This window comes from Butyrivibrio sp. NC2007 (genome assembly GCF_000421405.1).
Taxonomy (GTDB): Bacteria; Bacillota; Clostridia; order Lachnospirales; family Lachnospiraceae; genus Butyrivibrio.
Window position 1 is genome coordinate 18,070 of sequence record NZ_ATWY01000026.1, and the last position, 16,085, is coordinate 34,154.

Annotated in this window: 13 protein-coding genes; 12 read left to right on the plus strand and 1 reads right to left on the minus strand. The window is 46.0% G+C overall.

Annotated features, from left to right (window positions below):
- Positions 1-48: 48 nt before the first annotated feature.
- The 11 genes from G632_RS20505 (at position 49) to G632_RS0116465 (ending at position 14,421) form a co-directional block, all read left to right on the plus strand.
- Entirely contained in the window at positions 49-1,872 is a 1,824-nt protein-coding gene (locus G632_RS20505; protein ID WP_081647205.1) for a cache domain-containing sensor histidine kinase, read from the plus strand.
- Complete coding sequence (locus G632_RS0116420) at positions 1,841-3,439, plus strand: response regulator transcription factor (protein ID WP_022770591.1); 1,599 nt, start codon at positions 1,841-1,843, stop codon at positions 3,437-3,439. Before G632_RS20505 ends, G632_RS0116420 begins: the two co-directional genes overlap by 32 nt.
- A 149-nt stretch (positions 3,440-3,588) precedes the next feature.
- Complete coding sequence (locus G632_RS0116425; protein WP_022770593.1) at positions 3,589-4,041, plus strand: hypothetical protein; 453 nt, start codon at positions 3,589-3,591, stop codon at positions 4,039-4,041.
- A gap of 80 nt (positions 4,042-4,121) precedes the next feature.
- Positions 4,122-5,294: a sugar ABC transporter substrate-binding protein gene (locus G632_RS0116430; RefSeq protein ID WP_022770594.1), complete on the plus strand. Its 1,173-nt coding sequence runs from the start codon at positions 4,122-4,124 to the stop codon at positions 5,292-5,294.
- Positions 5,295-5,392: 98 nt separating this feature from the next.
- Positions 5,393-6,340 (plus strand): ABC transporter permease, encoded by a 948-nt coding sequence (locus G632_RS0116435; RefSeq protein WP_022770596.1) that lies wholly within the window; start codon positions 5,393-5,395, stop codon positions 6,338-6,340.
- A gap of 11 nt (positions 6,341-6,351) precedes the next feature.
- The gene (locus G632_RS0116440; RefSeq protein WP_022770598.1) at positions 6,352-7,848 is read left to right on the plus strand and encodes a sugar ABC transporter ATP-binding protein; all 1,497 of its coding nucleotides are present in this window, start codon (positions 6,352-6,354) and stop codon (positions 7,846-7,848) included.
- 14 nt (positions 7,849-7,862) lie between these two features.
- A complete protein-coding gene (locus G632_RS0116445) occupies positions 7,863-8,816 on the plus strand; it encodes an ABC transporter permease (protein ID WP_022770599.1) in 954 nt (317 codons plus the stop codon).
- Positions 8,817-9,042: 226 nt separating this feature from the next.
- Positions 9,043-10,494 (plus strand): MFS transporter, encoded by a 1,452-nt coding sequence (locus G632_RS0116450; RefSeq protein ID WP_022770601.1) that lies wholly within the window; start codon positions 9,043-9,045, stop codon positions 10,492-10,494.
- A complete protein-coding gene (locus G632_RS0116455) occupies positions 10,491-11,816 on the plus strand; it encodes a carboxylesterase family protein (RefSeq protein WP_022770602.1) in 1,326 nt (441 codons plus the stop codon). Before G632_RS0116450 ends, G632_RS0116455 begins: the two co-directional genes overlap by 4 nt.
- Complete coding sequence (locus G632_RS20510) at positions 11,813-13,849, plus strand: TIM-barrel domain-containing protein (protein WP_022770604.1); 2,037 nt, start codon at positions 11,813-11,815, stop codon at positions 13,847-13,849. Before G632_RS0116455 ends, G632_RS20510 begins: the two co-directional genes overlap by 4 nt.
- Positions 13,850-13,863: 14 nt before the next feature.
- Positions 13,864-14,421, plus strand: a complete 558-nt coding sequence (locus G632_RS0116465; protein WP_022770605.1) for a M48 family metallopeptidase — start codon at positions 13,864-13,866, stop codon at positions 14,419-14,421.
- 53 nt (positions 14,422-14,474) lie between these two features.
- Here G632_RS0116465 and G632_RS0116470 read toward each other — a convergent pair whose 3' ends face one another.
- Positions 14,475-15,512, minus strand: a complete 1,038-nt coding sequence (locus tag G632_RS0116470) for a glycoside hydrolase family 5 protein (protein ID WP_022770607.1) — start codon at positions 15,510-15,512, stop codon at positions 14,475-14,477.
- A 269-nt stretch (positions 15,513-15,781) separates the two neighbouring features.
- On the opposite strand from G632_RS0116470, the gene G632_RS0116475 reads away from it, so the two are divergent.
- Positions 15,782-16,085, plus strand: a 304-nt coding sequence (locus G632_RS0116475) for a helix-turn-helix domain-containing protein (RefSeq protein ID WP_026512659.1), incomplete at its 3' end; no start/stop codon positions are given.

Sequence of the window (16,085 nt, forward strand, 5' to 3'; positions counted from 1 at the left end):
TCATTTTCGCGTAGAAAAAGTTTTGTTTCTAATCGGGGAAAATGGGGTATGAAAAATAGGAAGTGGACTATGCGCCGGGCCGTTATTGGGCTGGTTATAGGTTGTACGCTTTTTGCAATCGTTGCACAGACGGTTGTTTTTGAGGTGATCTCCAGGCAGCAGATAAGGAGAGAATCTCTTCTCAATAATGACGAGACGCTTCAGCGTATTGAGGCTGAGCTCGATTCTTACATTCATGGCAATATCGTCAAAATGCAGACCATATATACCGAGACGGATATGGTCTATGCCATGAGGCATTCCCAGAAAAACAAAAAAAGACTTCTTGATTATTACTGGACCGCGTGGCATTTATCTGAGCGCAGGTTCGATTCTGATGACCAGCTTCTTGCCATGTATATCTATGACAATGATGATACCCTGGTCAGTTCCTGGAGAAAGCAGCCCTACAATTATCCCCATGATCTTTATAACACGGAGCAGTACGTAAACGTGGTGCACCTGAAGAACTATCTCCGCTCTGATGATTATTCAGTCCTGTTATCAGGCTACCACAATGAAGCAGCGGACACGGATGTTATCAGGTTTGTGCTTAAGCTCCACACCTATGACGGAGACAGGGCGCAGTTCGGATATCTTATCTGTGATTACAGCACCCAGAACATAGCAAATATCATGAGCAAGTACATCTCTTCAAGAGATGTTTATGTCTGGCTTCAGCCTCAGGGGGATTCACCAATCACCCAGGTTGGTAACACCACAAAGGAGGAGAGCAAGCTCTTTTCCGACCTCACGAAATTAGTGGCGACTTCATCGGATTCTTTTCCGCAATTTGATGACGAGTACGGCTCTTTTTACTTAAACAGCAGACAGTCGGAGAAGTACAATCTCCACCTTATCATGCTCACACCACAGTCCCTGATGATGCATACCCAGAGCGCTCTTGCAAGAATGCTGATCGTTATCGCGGTGTTTATCATTCTGGTAACGCTCCTGTTTGGAGCCGCCATTTCAGGATACATCTACCGCCCGGTGGAGCAGCTCTCCAACACCATCATCAAGATCAAAAACGGCGAGACGGACCTCAGGGCCAAGACAGATGGCTGGAGTGAAGAGCTCAAGGTCATGGGCGATGAGTTCAACGAGATGCTTGATCAGATTGGACGCATGGTGCAGGATGAGTATGAGGCCAAGGTGCTTATGGAGCGCACCCAGTACAAGGTCCTTCAGGCTCAGATAAATCCGCACTTCCTCTATAACACCTTAGATACCATGAGCGGAATCGCTGCGTCACAGGACTGCACTCTGGTCAGCGGCCTTTGCCAGTCCCTGTCTGCGATATTCAGATACAGCCTTGATATTTCCGACACCCAGTCAACACTGCAGCAGGAGATGGCCCACGTCAGGAACTACCTCTACGTAATGGATGTCAGAAACGGTAACACCATTAAGTACAACTATCAGATCGACTCGGATACACTTGATGACAACATTCCGAGGATCACGCTGCAGCCTATCGTTGAGAATGCGCTTCAGCACGGCCTTCGCAACACACGCAGGAAGGATAAAGAGCTGACGATTTCCGCCACGCACAAAGACGGGCTCTTACAGATAACCATTGAAGATAACGGCGCAGGCATGGATGCCGAGGCCATGAACGAGCAGCTTGCAAAAGCTGACATCGGAAGAATAGAAATGGGGCGTTCCATCGGGGTAATGAACGTAAATGCCAGAGTAAAAAGCGTCTACGGAGAAGGCTTTGGCATTCACTATGAAAGCAATCCCGATTGCGGAACGAAGGCAATTATTGTGCTGCCCATTGTAAAAGAGGAGGCAAAGGATGAACGCGAAGTACAAGGTTTTGTCAGCTGACGACGAACTGTGGAGTCGTGAAAATATAAGACGAATGCTGGCCTGGGAGGATTACTCGATCGACTTTCTTGAGCCTGCCTGTGACGGCGAAGAAGTACTTGAGAGGATACCGAAAGAAAAGCCGGACATTGTCATAACGGACATCAACATGCCCTTCCTTGGCGGCCTTGAGCTTCTTGATAAAATCCACCATGACTACCCGGACATCATAACCCTGGCAGTAAGCGGCTATGATGATTTCCAAAAGGTAAAGGGCGTTTTCATGGCAGGAGGGATCGACTATCTCTTAAAGCCGGTGGGCAGAGAACAGCTGGTAGACTCTTTGAGCAAAGCTCTTAAGACCCTAGAAGAGCGTGAAATCCAAAAGGCGGAAAAAGAGGACAGTATCCTGCGTGATAACTACGTCTCCTCTTTCCTTGAAGACGACGAGTTCTCATCTCTTTTAAACGGTAAGCTCTTCAGACCCGGCAAGGAATCCCATGTGCCCAGTACAAAGGTCTTTTCCGAAATATCAACGATACTGGTGAAGTTCCACGACGTAGAGGTCCTCAAGCAGAACTACCAAAAGGATGTCCTTAAGATGTCCTACGACATGAAGAGGCGCTTAAGGGACCTGATAGATGCCGAGAAATCGATTGTCTTTAACTATACCGACAAGGTCAACGAATTCTTAATCGAGCTCAATGCAACGCCTGCAAGGCTTAAGTTTATCGCAGACAGAATACTTGAGGCTTTCCCGGTAGAGAGCCAGGGACCGGTTACGATCGTGATCCACGACCAGGCAAGCTCTCTTGACGACATCGCTACCGTTTATCGCGAGATGATAGCAGAGCTTGTGACAAGGCCCTTTGGAAGGCAACACAGCATAATAACCTGCAGCCCAAGCGGCAAGAAGCAGAAGGTTAACGAGCGCTTTACCGACAGGGTGGAAGCCCAGATCACAAGCAGCCTTAATGCCAGAGATATCAAGCAGGCCAAAAACATCATCATGGAGAGCGCGGGACTTGGCAGGTGCGACAGCGCAGGCTGGAGCCTTTTGGAGGTGACACAGTTCACCACAAGGGCCATCAACGCCATAGCGGACTGTGACAAAAATGCAGACAGCCGCAGTTACGAGGAGGTTCAGGATGCCATAGCCTATGGCCTTCGGACCCTGAGCAAAGACATCATCATGGAGAACATTGACCTGGCGCTGGAAATTGCACAGGGCACGGAGACAACAGAGACTACATCCATCAATAATCAGGTGGAGAGCGTTCATGAATACATCAGCGAGCACTTCGCAGAGCATTTATCGCTATCAGACCTGGCCGAGCAGTTCTTTGTGGAGGCCAGCTATTTGTCCCGCAAGTTCTCGCAGAAATACGGCGAGACCATTACGGCCTATATAACCAGGTGCAGAATGGATAGGGCAAAAGAGCTGATGAAGGAGCCGAAGAACAAACTCGAAGTAATCTCTTTTACAGTAGGATACGATGACTACAACTATTTCAGCCGCGTATTCAGGCGCTTTGAGGGCACAAGTCCCAGCGAGTTCAGAAAAAATGTCGCAGGCATAGAAGATTGACAATTTTGTATTTTTTCAAAAAAGTGATAGTAAGATTTTCTAAAATGTGCTAATTGTCAAAAAACTTAATTGATAAAATAAGCTTCGTAAACAGGAATGGGGAAAAACTGTTTGCGAAGCTTTTTTTGTTCAAAGGGAGGAGTATCACGGTGTTCAACCATAGAAAAATCACACCTTTCATAACTACATTTGCCTTATCGGCTCTACTACTGCTGAGCGGCTGCGGAGCCGAAGGTAAGGCAGCTATCGACACAACAGATGGCGTGACCAATATCCTTGACTACGTAAGCGTTGACTTCGACGGCAAAAACGGGGAAGGAACTGCTTTTGTAAACGTAGACTACGACGGCATCGAGACCGAGATGGTTGGAGGTGAAGAGAAGATAAAGGAGCTCAGCGATGTGGAAGATCTTGCAGAGCTCACCAAGTACATTAACGCTGTTTCATCAATCTCTTTTACCATCGACAAGAATAAAGAGCTCTCCAACGGCGATCAGGTCATTGTCACAGTCACGTATGACAGCAGCGCTGCAGAGGCAGCAGGAGTAGTGTTCGGGGAACAGAAGAACAAGATATATGTGGTGAAAGGTCTTAAGAACTAAGGTTCCAAATTCGGCCCGCGGATGGCTCGGACCGGTAAAAATACTTACTTTCAAATATACAAAGGAGGGTTACAAAGACTATGAAAAAGAGAATCAAAAGGTTGGGATCACTGCTGATGGCAGGCGTTCTGGCAGCATCACTTGTTACAGGTTGCGGAAGCGCTGCAGGCGGAGCATCTTCAGGATCAGCTTCGGGGGGCGGATCTGACAAGATCAAGATCGGTGTTTCAATTTGGAGTTCCACAGACGTTCTTGGAAGCCAGTGCAAAAAGATCGTTGACAAGGCAGCAAAGGCTAACGGCGTTGAGGTTCAGTATGTTGACCAGGCGCACGTTTCAGAGCAGGTTACAGCATCAGTTGAGCAGCTCTGCGCAGCAGGATGTCAGGGTATCATCATTTGTAACTCAGCTGATTCCGAGATGACATCAGCAATCAATACCTGTACAGAGCATGGCGTTTACATCGCACAGTTCTTCCGTATCATTTCTCAGGAGAACAGCCCTGAGGTTTACAAGACAGCTTGCAACTCCAAGTACTATGTTGGTGCAGTTCATGAGGACGAAGTAACAAACGGTTACACACTTGTTAATCTCCTTCTTGAGAACGGCGACAGAAACGTTGGACTTGAGGCTTGGACAGTTGGTGATGCTACATTCCAGCTTAGATGGAAGGGCTATCAGCAGGCAATCGATGAGTGGAATGCTTCACATGCAGATGATCCTGCAACAATCACAGAGCCTGTTTACGCTAACACATCTTCAGAAGAAGGCGCTGCAGCAGCTATGTCTTTATACAACTCAAATCCCGGAATGGACGCTCTTATCGTAGCAGGCGGCGGTGGAGATCCTCTTGTAGGTTCAATCGGTGCTTACGCAAATGAAGGCCTCACAGGCAAGATCGACGTTGTATCAACAGACTTCCTTGATGACCTTGCAGATCAGCTTAAGTCAGGCGGAATGTTTGCTGAGTCAGGCGGACACTTCTGCGATCCGCTGTTTGCATTCTATCTCGTACTTAACGCAGTTAAGGGTAATTATGTAAAGGAGGAAGGCACATTTGGTTATGAGATCCTGTTCCCGTATCTCTATGTATCATCGCCCGATGATTACGCGAACTATGAGAAGTACTTCGTAAATGATGATCCTTATACAGACGAAGAGCTCGTTGAGATGGCAAGTTACAGCTTCGAAGATCTGAATAAGGCAGCTTCTAATCTTTCAATCAACGACGTTATTTCACGTCACAGCAACTAATAGTCAATATAAAGCCGTATCCTCCGCCATCCGGAGGGTACGGTTTATGTAAGAGAAATCTCTTTTCATAAATTAAAAGCACCCTTAGGGAGGAGTGTATGAGTAACTTTAAAAAATTCAGGCAGAGCCACTGGTACGGACTGGTGATGCTGGCCGTTATCACCTTTGTTTTCTGGGCGTTCTTCAAGATCCTTGCGCCACAGACCTTCGGTGATTTTAATAAACTTCAGACTTATCTAAAGACAGCTCTCTACTATGCTGTAGGCGGCTGTGGTCTTTATTTTATCTGCGTAATGGGACCCTTTGATATGAGCGTTGGCGCAAACATCGTGCTTTCATCGGTGCTTGCCGTAAATATGAGCGAACGTTTCGGATATGCGGGACTTCTTATAGCGCCACTTATAAGCGGCACTTTGGTTGGCCTGCTGAACGGACTTGTATATATAAAGCTTAAAATTTCATCACTTATCGTAACCGCCGGTCTTTCTCTGGTTTACGAGGCTCTTTCAATTTTTGCAACCAACGGAAAAGAGGCTATCCTCTCCCCAAGTTACAGGGCATTTGGTGATTATCCCGGAAACCTGATCCTGGCGCTCCTCGCGTTCTTTTTCTGCGGATTCATCCTTAAGTACACCAAGATCGGAACCTATACCTATGCCATCGGCTCCAATGAAGTTGTAGCCGGAAACATGGGTGTTAACGTTGATAAATACAAGGTTGTTGCATTTGTCCTTTGCGGATTCTTTGTAGGTATCGAGTCAATCCTGACCATCTCCTACGGAACATCAATGACCAGTGCATCAAACCTTGCTTCCATGAGCCGAAACTTCCCACCTCTTATGGGAACGTTCTTTGGCCTTGCCTTTAAAAAGTACGGACATCCTGTCATCGCAATTGTTGTGGGCGAATTCATAATCCAGCTCCTGTTCCAGGGGTTCGTCGCTCTTGGCGCGCCCACAACAGTGCAGAATATCGTAACAGGTATCGTGCTGCTTGCAATCGTAACCATGACCATCAAGCCCGTTAAAGGCGCAGTTGTTAAGTAAGGAGGAGAGATATGAGCGAGGTTATACTTCATGCCGAGAAGATCGACAAGAGCTTCGTTGGCACACATGCCATAGATCATGTCACTCTGGACTTTTACAAGGGTGAGATCCATGCGCTGATCGGCGAGAACGGATCCGGTAAATCCACGTTTACATCATGTCTTACGGGAATTTACCACAAGGATTCCGGAACGTTTACTCTTTTGGGAAAAGAGGTTAATGCCAAAAATCAGGTTGACGGAAACTATCAGGGTGTTGCCATTATCGTTCAGGAGACAGGCACACTTTCAGGACTTACCGTTGCCGAGAACATATTCCTCGGAAAAGAGGATGAGTTCACAAAGTTCCATGTAAAGAACACCAAGGCCATGAACAAAAAGGCCCAGGAGCTTTTAAACTCCTATGGATTTGATTACATCAAGGCTACCGACATCATAGACAAATATAACTTCGAGGACAGAAAGCTAATCGAGATCGTAAAGGCAACATACTTTAAGCCCCAGGTCCTCATCGTTGATGAGACCACCACTGCACTTGGTGAGAAGGGAAGAAAAGAGCTTTTCAAGGTAATGAAGGATGTCAAGGACGACGGAAGATGTGTAATCTTCATATCCCATGACCTTGATGAAGTTCTCGAGCAGTCTGACAACGTAAGCGTCCTAAGAGACGGAGAATACATTGATACAGTAAAGAGCAGCGATGTGACTACCGATGACCTCAAAAAGTTAATGGTAGGTCGTGAGATGAGTGGAAACTACTATCGCGCAGATTATGGGGAACCGATTTCTGATGAGGTTGTTCTGCGGGGGGAACACCTTACGGTTCCCGGCGAGATCGAGGACTTTTCCATAGAGCTGCATAAGGGCGAGATCATCGGAATAGGAGGCCTTTCTGAGTGCGGAATGCACGAGGTTGGAAAAGCTCTTTTCGGAGCATCCTATGACAGAGAAGGCACCGTTACTACTGCTGACGGCACACAGATAAAAGACATTAAGACGGCCATTGATCACAGCATAGCCTATGCTTCAAAGGACAGATCCACAGAGTCGCTGGTCATCAACGACACCATTCAGGATAACATCACGCTTCCATCCCTTGAGGACATCAAGAGAAATCACATCCTTCATGCCAAGGATGAGAGGGCATTTGCAGAGAAATATGCAAGACAGATGAGTACCAAGATGGTTGGCGTTCACCAGTTCATGTCAGCGCTTTCCGGAGGAAACAAGCAGAAGGTTGTCCTTGCAAGGTGGATAGGCAAGAACTCGGATATCATTATTCTTGATTCACCGACACGTGGAATTGATATCAGGGTTAAGGCTGATATCTACCAGATGATGGACAAGATGAGAAAGAGCGGAAAGTCCATTATCATGATCTCCGAGGAAATCTCAGAGCTTCTTGGAATGGCAGACAGGATCATCATCATGAAAGACGGTCGTCAGAATGGTGAATTTTTAAGGCATGAAGGTCTAAAAGATACAGACCTTATTGCGAAGATGGTTTAAGGGGGAGGCCGGTTATGGATACAGAGAAAAAAGTAAAATTATCACTGATGAATCAGCCTCTTTTCAGGACGGTAATGCCATTTGCAGGATTCATCTTCATTGTAGTTTTGTTTGCAATCTTAACAGGGGGTCAGCTCTACACCCCGGGTAACTTAAAGCTTTTGTTGTCACAGTCCTATGTACTTCTTATAGCATGTGTTGGCGTATTCATGGTAATGACCATGGGAGGCCTTGATTTCTCACAGGGTTCCATGCTTGGTGTTTGCTCCGTTGTGATATGTTTTTTGTCAAACGTAAACATTGTGCTGGCAATCCTGTGCGGAGTTCTGACAGGTGGACTTATAGGAATTGTAAACGGATTCTTTAATGTAAAGAGAAAGATCACATCCTTCATCGTTACTATCTGCAACATGTATCTGCTTCGCGGAATGGTTGCTTATGCTACCACAAAGAGCCCTGTTTACGGAGTTTCAAATATCACCTCTTATAACACCATGGGCTTTAACCTGACATTTACTATTGTGATTCTGCTGGTGGCATTTGCAGTGTTCAGATACACAGGCCTTGGCAACAGACTTAAGGCTATCGGAGCTGGCGAGACTGCAGCCCGCTTTGCAGGTGTTAGAGTTGAAAAGACAAAGATGCTGATCTACATGGCAGCAGGCATGATCACAGGTCTTGCAGCATTCATCAACAGTATCAAGGTTGGATCTGTTACATCGACAGCAGGAAACCAGCTTGAAACACAGATCATGATCGCGCTGGTACTTGGCGGAATGCCGGTCAACGGCGGAGCTAAGGTAAGGTTCTACAACATCATTCTTGGTGCGCTGACATACAAGATCCTTACTGCCGGACTTGTTATGCTGGGAATCGAGCCAAAGACACAGCAGCTTATTATGGGTATTGTATTCCTTGTGATGGTTGCAGTATTTGCAGACAGGGAAACCGGTATGATCGTAAAATAATTTGAAAATTAAGCTGGGGGCGAATGGTCCCTGGGGACGGAGTCAGTGGTTCGGTTTTGGACCCTGGGGACGGAGTCAGCGGCTCATTTTTTGCAATAAAAACGTGGTAATTACGGCAGATAAAAAAATGAGCCACTGACTCCGTCCCCAGGGTCCAAAACCGAACCACTGACTCCGTCCCCAGGGACCATTTTGTGATATCATTTTTAGGGGAGGGTTACATATTATGGAACAAACTGATGAAAAAAGTATGATTGCCAGAGCCAGCGGCCTTAAGACGCCGGAGTATATCTGCTACGCATTGGGAGATGCAGGCGGATGTCTGGTATTTGGACTTGTTACGTCGATTCTTCAGACGTATTACACGGATGTCCTGATTTTAAGTCCGTTCTTTATCATGGTGATGTTTGTACTTACCAGGGTATGGGACGCTGTAAATGACCCTATTATGGGCAGAATTTGTGATACAGCACCTGTTTCAAAGCATGGAAGATACAGGGTGTGGTTTCTGAGGGTGGCATTTCCTCTGGCCATCGCTTCAATCCTTCTTTTTCTTAAATTCGACGGTTTCGGAACACCGGGAGATAATCTTCCTGCATATATTTATGCAACCATCACATATGTGGCGTGGGGTATGATCTACACTATGCTTCAGATTCCCTATGGCTCTCTTGCCACAGTTATTACCCTTGATGTAAAAGAAAGATCCAAGCTCTCTGTCTTCAGAGCAGTAGGTTCAGCACTGGGCAGCATGCCTGTCATGGTGCTTTCAATGCTCTGCTTTTCCACAGATAAGGCTACGGGAAAGTCTATTGTAAAGTATGATGTTCTTCTGACAGGCGTCATTGTCATGTCTGTGCTGTCTGTGATCTCGCTTCTTCTGGCATTTGCAGGTACAAAAGAAAGAGTAAAAACAGAGCCACAAAAGCATGAAAAAGGTGCTGCGTCAAAGGCCCTTAAGCTTATATTCAGGAACAAGGCCATGCTCTCTATTTCCGTTGTTGCAATGTTGCTCCTTGCAGGACAGATGTTCACTCAGAGCTATTATATTTATCTGATCAGATACTACTTCGGAAAGGGCGGAATCTTTGTATCCCTGCCAACAATTTTGACCTATATCCCAATGGCAATACTTATGCTTTTTACCCCAAAGCTTGCAAGGAAGTTTGGTAAAAAAGAGATTACCTCCGTTGGTATGATCATAGCTGCTGCAGCAAATTTCCTGATGTTTTTCTTGAAATTCCTGGATCCGCAAGCGGCCCTCATGCCTTTTATGGTTTTGTGTCTTATCTCCGGATTTGGTCTTAATCTCTTTGTGCTTCAGCTCTGGGCAATGGCGGGGGATGCCATAGATGAGATTGAAGTCAGCACCGGAAGTAAGGACAACGGTACTGCATATGCCTTCTTAAATTTCTTTAGAAAGCTAGGTCAGGTTATTTCGGCAATAGCTGTAAATGCAGCCTTACTTGCAATGGGATATTATGACACTGCAAGCACTCTGGAATTTGTCTTTTCCGAAGGACAGCTTGATCTGATGTATGTTCTTGCAACCCTTATTCCGGCGGTAATGTTTGCGCTGATGGCAATTGCTTTGCTTTTCTGGTATCCACTCTCCAAGGAGAAGGTTGGTGAGCTTCAGAACCGGAAGGAAGACTATTTAAAGGGACAGGTCAGATGAGTAAATACATCGAAATAGACACAGATCTCGGTAGGATCCGGGGAAATGAAAGAGAAGAGTGTCTTGAGTTTTTGGGAATAAAATATGCTAAGGCCAAGAGATTTGAGTACGCAAAGCAGGTAGAGGGTTGGGATGGCACATACGATGCCACAGGTTTTGGAGATGCATGCTCCCAGTACAGGACCTACTTTCCACATCTGGATGTTCCTGAGCGGAGATTCTATCACAGAGAATTCCGTGAAGGGCTCGATTTTACCTACAGCGAGGACTGCTTAAATCTCAATATCTATACACCCAAGAATGCACATAATGCACCGGTGCTGGTCTTTATACACGGAGGCGGATTTAATTCCATGGCCAACAGCGAGGGATATCTGGATGGCGAAGCCTATGCAAAGAGAGGGCTGATCCTTGTGTGCGTTAACTACCGCGTGGGTGTTTTCGGATATATGACACACAGGCAGATTCAGGATGAGTTTGGAAGAGATGGGAATTTTGGACTTGATGATATATTGGTTTCACTTAAATGGGTAAAGAGTCATATAGGCTCTTTTGGCGGAGACCCTGGTTGCATAACTGCCATGGGACAAAGCGCAGGTGCGATTTCGTTGCAGTATCTTTGTCTGTCAGAGAAGGCTAAAGATCTTTTTGAACGAGCAATTATGATCTCAGGAGCAGGTCTTTTCCCAAAGATGGGACGACCGAAGGCATCTGCAGACACCCGCGGCTACTGGGAAGAAGTGATAAAACTCTCCGGTGCGACAAACTTTGATGAGTTTAAAGAGCTTGATGATAAGGCGGTTCTTGGTGCAGTTGAAGAGATTAAGAAAGTCCGAAAAGATAATATCGTCAACACACAGCCTGTTATTGACGGATATCTTCTGACGGAAAGCGTGGAAAAACTGATAGAGAAGCCACTTAAGCTTGATTACATGGCGGGAACTACAAGTAATGATATGTACAATGTTGTTTTGTATAACATGGCACGGAAGTTTATGGGAAAGGCCGGCGGATATCGCTACTATTTTGACATCGATGCCCCCGGCGATGACAATGGAGCATTTCATTCATCAGATTTAAGATACCTGTTCGGAACTCTTGAAAAGAGCTTTAGGCCATATGATGACAAGGATATGGAAATATCAGCTCTTATGATGGATTACATTGCAGATTTTGTGAAAACCGGAAATCCCAATGCTTCAGGGCGTCCTGTATGGAAGAGGGGAAAGAGTTGTCTTGTTATCTCAAAAAAAGGAATAAAGATGAAACGTCCGGACCCTGTAAAGCTGATAGTAAATACCTTCAGAGGAGACCCAAAATGAAATATGACCACAGATTTACTCTTAAAACCCGGGAGGAATCCACATTCCTTTTCAAGGAATCAGATATAAATGCAAGGCTTGATTTTTTCAAGGACATGGTCCGGGTGGCAATCTATAAAGACGGTACAAGGTTTTTTAACACCTTCTCAGTATGCCCGGATGGGGAGATACCCTATGAGGGAAGGGATAAGTTATCTTGCAAAGGCCTTGCAGGTGAAAAAACACAGATGACTGAAGACGATGGTGGCTGGACATTCACCTTTGGCAGTCACAGGCTCTTTGTCCAAAAAAAGAATTTTCTGATCACCCATTACGAAGGCGGGGAAGCTCTGTTCAAGGACAGGGAATACATGGCATATAACCTTGAAGGCGAGCTGGGAAGAGGAGCCTGTCATTATCTTTCAAGACAGGAGGATGAGTACATCTTCGGGCTTGGAGATAAGTCAGGGGATGTCAACAAAAACGGGAGATGCTTTAAGCTTGGAACCACAGATTCCATGGGATTTGATGCCAGGTCATCAGACCCTTTGTATAAGCATGTTCCGTTCTATATCTGCAGGAATTCTGCAGGTTCATACGGAATCTACTATGATACTTATTCTGACGGTGAGTTCAACTTTGGAAGAGAGCATGACAACTATTACTCACCTTTTAAATCCTTTAGATGTGAGGAAGAGTATCTTGTCTATTATGTCTTTTACGGAAGCGTACCTGAGATACTAAGGAGTTTTGTCCGCTTGTCCGGAGGGACATTCCTTCCTCCGAAGTGGACGCTTAAATATTGCGGAAGTACAATGGCGTACACAGATGCTGATAATGCAGGAGAGCAGCTTGAAGGGTTCCTTGCGCTCTGCGAAAAATACGGCATTTCCCCCGGAGGCTTCTATCTGTCCAGCGGCTATACCCAGATCGGCGACAAGCGATATGTCTTTCACTGGAACACGAATAAAATCCCTTCGCCTGAGGGGCTTAGCAGGACCTTCAGGGATAAGGGAGTAGAATTTCTGCCTAATATAAAGCCGTGCTTTTTGGATGACCACCCGATGTATGAGATGATCGCTGAGAACGGATGGTTTTTAAAAAACGGTGACGGCACTACGGCAAAGTTCCCTTTCTGGGGTGGAATGGGAAGTTATCTGGACTTTACCAATGAAAATGCAGCGACGTTCTGGACAGAGTGCGTAAAAAAAGAACTGATAGATAAGGGCTATTACAGCACCTGGAATGACAATAACGAGTACGACGTTCCTGATGAGGACGTATATGCTGACGGTTTTGGCAGGCCCATCAGAGCCAAGCTGATAAAGCCTTTGTTTTCATACCTGATGACAAGAGCAAGTCTAGAAGCTGCACCCGATATATCAAATAAGACAGCCGTATCAAGGTGCGGAATTGTTGGAACTTCAAGGATTGCATCCACCTGGACAGGAGATAACAGAACCAGCTTCGAGGATTTCAGATTTAACCATAAGATGGCAATGACCATGAGCCTTTCCGGCATCTATAACTTTGGTCAGGACATAGGCGGATTTGCCGGCCCCAAGCCCTCTAAGGAGCTGTTCCTTAGATGGATTCAGTACGGAATATTTACGCCCAGGTTTGTGCTGCACTCCTGGAATACAGACGGAACTTCAAACATGCCCTGGCTGTATGAGGATGAAGTGGAGACTGTAAAGCGACTCTTTGACCTTAGGGAAGCGCTCATTCCATATTTGTACAGGCAGATGGAAAGATCAGTTTCTGAGTGCACTCCAATCATCTACCCTGTCTTTTTAGAAGATTCCGATTACGATCCGGAGAGCGATGTCTTTTTCTTTGGAAGAGATGTACTTGCATGCCCTGTTTTTGATGAGGGAGCTACGTCAGTCACAGTGACACTGCCGGGAGGAGAGTGGTGCCTGGTAAAAGAGCTTTCGGACAAGGGAGAAGTTCTTTTGGAATATAAAGGCGGTGATACTGTAGAGGTATCCTGCACGATCAGGGATATCCCGGTGTTCTTTGTAAGAAAGGGAGCACAGGTTTTTGATAAGTGATATAATACGTGAATATGACGAAAGAAATAGAACTAATAAGAAGTAAACGAAAGACCATTTGCATAGAGATCACGCCGGACGCAAGAGTTATAGTCCGCGCTCCGAAGTACGCTTCGGTAAGCGAGATCAACCGCCTCATAGGAGAGAAGGCGGACTGGATCGATAAGCATTTGCGCAAGATGCAGGAGAAGCAAAAAGAGAGAGCAGAAGCGCCACAGCCTGAGCTGACCAAACAGGAGATCAAGCTCCTTACAACAAAGGCAAAGCGTATCATCCCTCAGAGAGTAAGGTATTACGCAAATCTTATGGGAGTAGAGTACGGACGGATAACTATCAGGATGCAAAAGAGCCGCTGGGGAAGCTGCTCAGGAAAGGGCAATCTAAACTTTAACTGCCTCCTGATGCGCACACCGGATGAGATCATCGACTACGTGGTAGTGCACGAGCTCTGCCATCTAAAAGAGATGAACCATTCCCCCAGATTCTGGGCGGAGGTTGAAAAGATCTTTCCCGATTACAAGGAGAGAAGAAAGTGGCTCAAGGACCACGGCAATGAAATAACTACAGGCTAATGGCAACAAAAAGCCCACATGCTCTTGCATGTGGGCTTTATTTATCAAACCAATCAAAGATTCTTGATCATCTCATCTCTTACGCTGTCATAGTGAGGACCAACGATACCGAAGTCCTTCTCCTTGTAAACCCAGAGGGCTCTGCCGATGCCGTATTTCTCGAAGGCATCGTGGATATCCTTGATCCAGTTGATGGTTGAAGGATTAGCCGGAGCCTGGTCGATTACGCCGTACTCTCCGCAGTAGAGAGGAGCGTTATTTTTGGTGGCAGCTTCTACAGCAGGCTCGAAGAGCTCTGCAAAGTAGTCAGCACCCATCTCCTTAACCTTCATCTTAAGGATTGCGCCTGCCCAGTCAGGGTCAAGGCCCTTGCTCTTTTCTGAGTACTCGGCTGTGGTTGCAGGATATTCAACCGTGATGTCTTTTGGCATATTGTCCATCCACCATGCTCTCTGATGTGTGAAGATCATGGGCTCGTAGCAGTGGAAGTTGTAAACTACGTGGTCATCCTTGGGAGGATTGAGGAAAGGTACGCTGCGAACGTTGTTGTAGCAAACACCGCCAACAACAACATAGGTGTCAGGCGCATTCTTTCTGATTGTATCGATTGCCTTGTCAGCGATGGCATTCCACTCGTCCTTGATATCAGGAGAGATAACCTCGTTCAGAAGCTCAAAGGCAACATCCTTCTGTCCTGCGTATCTCTTGGAGATGCGATCCCACATCTGATAGAATCTCTTCTGAAGATCTTCATTGTGGAAGAAAATCTCTTTATCTCCGTTAACCTCGAGCGGATCGAATGTGTATCCGTATGTATTGTGCATGTCGATGAGGATATTGAGGCCAAACTCTCTGCACCACTTGATGCAGTTATCAACATAAGCATAGCCATCCTCGAGCATATCACCGTCTTCGCTCTCAATGACAATGTAGTCGATTGGGAGACGAACGTGGTCACAGCCCCAGCTTGCGATTTTCTCGATATCTTCTCTTCCGATGAAAGTATCGTAGTGCTGCTTTGTCTTTTCATCTGCCTGAGAGAGCCATCCTCCCAGGTTTACTCCCTTTTGGTAACCTTCGAATTTTCTCATAGACGTTTTCCCCTTATCTATATTGTGTAAATTTTCATTACAATCAAGTAACTGATCAATCCACTTCAATCCTAGCACGAAAACGTTTAAGTTGCACGTGAATTTTTGTGAAATTTTTATAATAACGTGCGAGAAAACCCCTTCCGATGAAGGCGGTTGTGGGATGAATCGCGCTGATGTTTAAATTTTGTAATACGAGAACATATGTTTGCCAAAGGACTGCAAAAGTGCTATAATACTAGCATAAGACAAGTTTTGGAGCAGCTTCTATGGATGAGTATATCTACCTCAGATATCAGTACCGCATATATCCCAATGACTTACAAAAAACAAAAGCACAGATTACTGCTAACTGCTGCAGGTTCATCCACAACTACTATCTGAACCTGAGAAGCCTTGCATGGCGCACTCAGCACCGCAGTATGAACTACAATGCCTGTGCAAATGACCTGAAGTACTTAAAGCTTGTCTACCCCTGGCTGGCGCAGGCTGATTCCATGGCACTTCAGGAGGAGCTTAAAGATCTCCAGAGATCCTTTGAGAACTTCTGGCGTGGCGATGCTTCTTATCCCT

What these genes read in the sequence shown, in the direction of transcription:
- G632_RS20505 (WP_081647205.1), top strand. Translation starts at nt 49, where the DNA reads ATGAAAAATAGGAAGTGGACTATGCGCCGGGCCGTTATTGGGCTGGTT.
- G632_RS0116420 (WP_022770591.1), top strand. Translation starts at nt 1,841, where the DNA reads ATGAACGCGAAGTACAAGGTTTTGTCAGCTGACGACGAACTGTGGAGT.
- G632_RS0116430 (WP_022770594.1), top strand. Translation starts at nt 4,122, where the DNA reads ATGAAAAAGAGAATCAAAAGGTTGGGATCACTGCTGATGGCAGGCGTT.
- G632_RS0116435 (WP_022770596.1), top strand. Translation starts at nt 5,393, where the DNA reads ATGAGTAACTTTAAAAAATTCAGGCAGAGCCACTGGTACGGACTGGTG.
- G632_RS0116440 (WP_022770598.1), top strand. Translation starts at nt 6,352, where the DNA reads ATGAGCGAGGTTATACTTCATGCCGAGAAGATCGACAAGAGCTTCGTT.
- G632_RS0116445 (WP_022770599.1), top strand. Translation starts at nt 7,863, where the DNA reads ATGGATACAGAGAAAAAAGTAAAATTATCACTGATGAATCAGCCTCTT.
- G632_RS0116450 (WP_022770601.1), top strand. Translation starts at nt 9,043, where the DNA reads ATGGAACAAACTGATGAAAAAAGTATGATTGCCAGAGCCAGCGGCCTT.
- G632_RS0116455 (WP_022770602.1), top strand. Translation starts at nt 10,491, where the DNA reads ATGAGTAAATACATCGAAATAGACACAGATCTCGGTAGGATCCGGGGA.
- G632_RS20510 (WP_022770604.1), top strand. Translation starts at nt 11,813, where the DNA reads ATGAAATATGACCACAGATTTACTCTTAAAACCCGGGAGGAATCCACA.
- G632_RS0116465 (WP_022770605.1), top strand. Translation starts at nt 13,864, where the DNA reads ATGACGAAAGAAATAGAACTAATAAGAAGTAAACGAAAGACCATTTGC.
- G632_RS0116470 (WP_022770607.1), bottom strand. Translation starts at nt 15,512, where the DNA reads ATGAGAAAATTCGAAGGTTACCAAAAGGGAGTAAACCTGGGAGGATGG.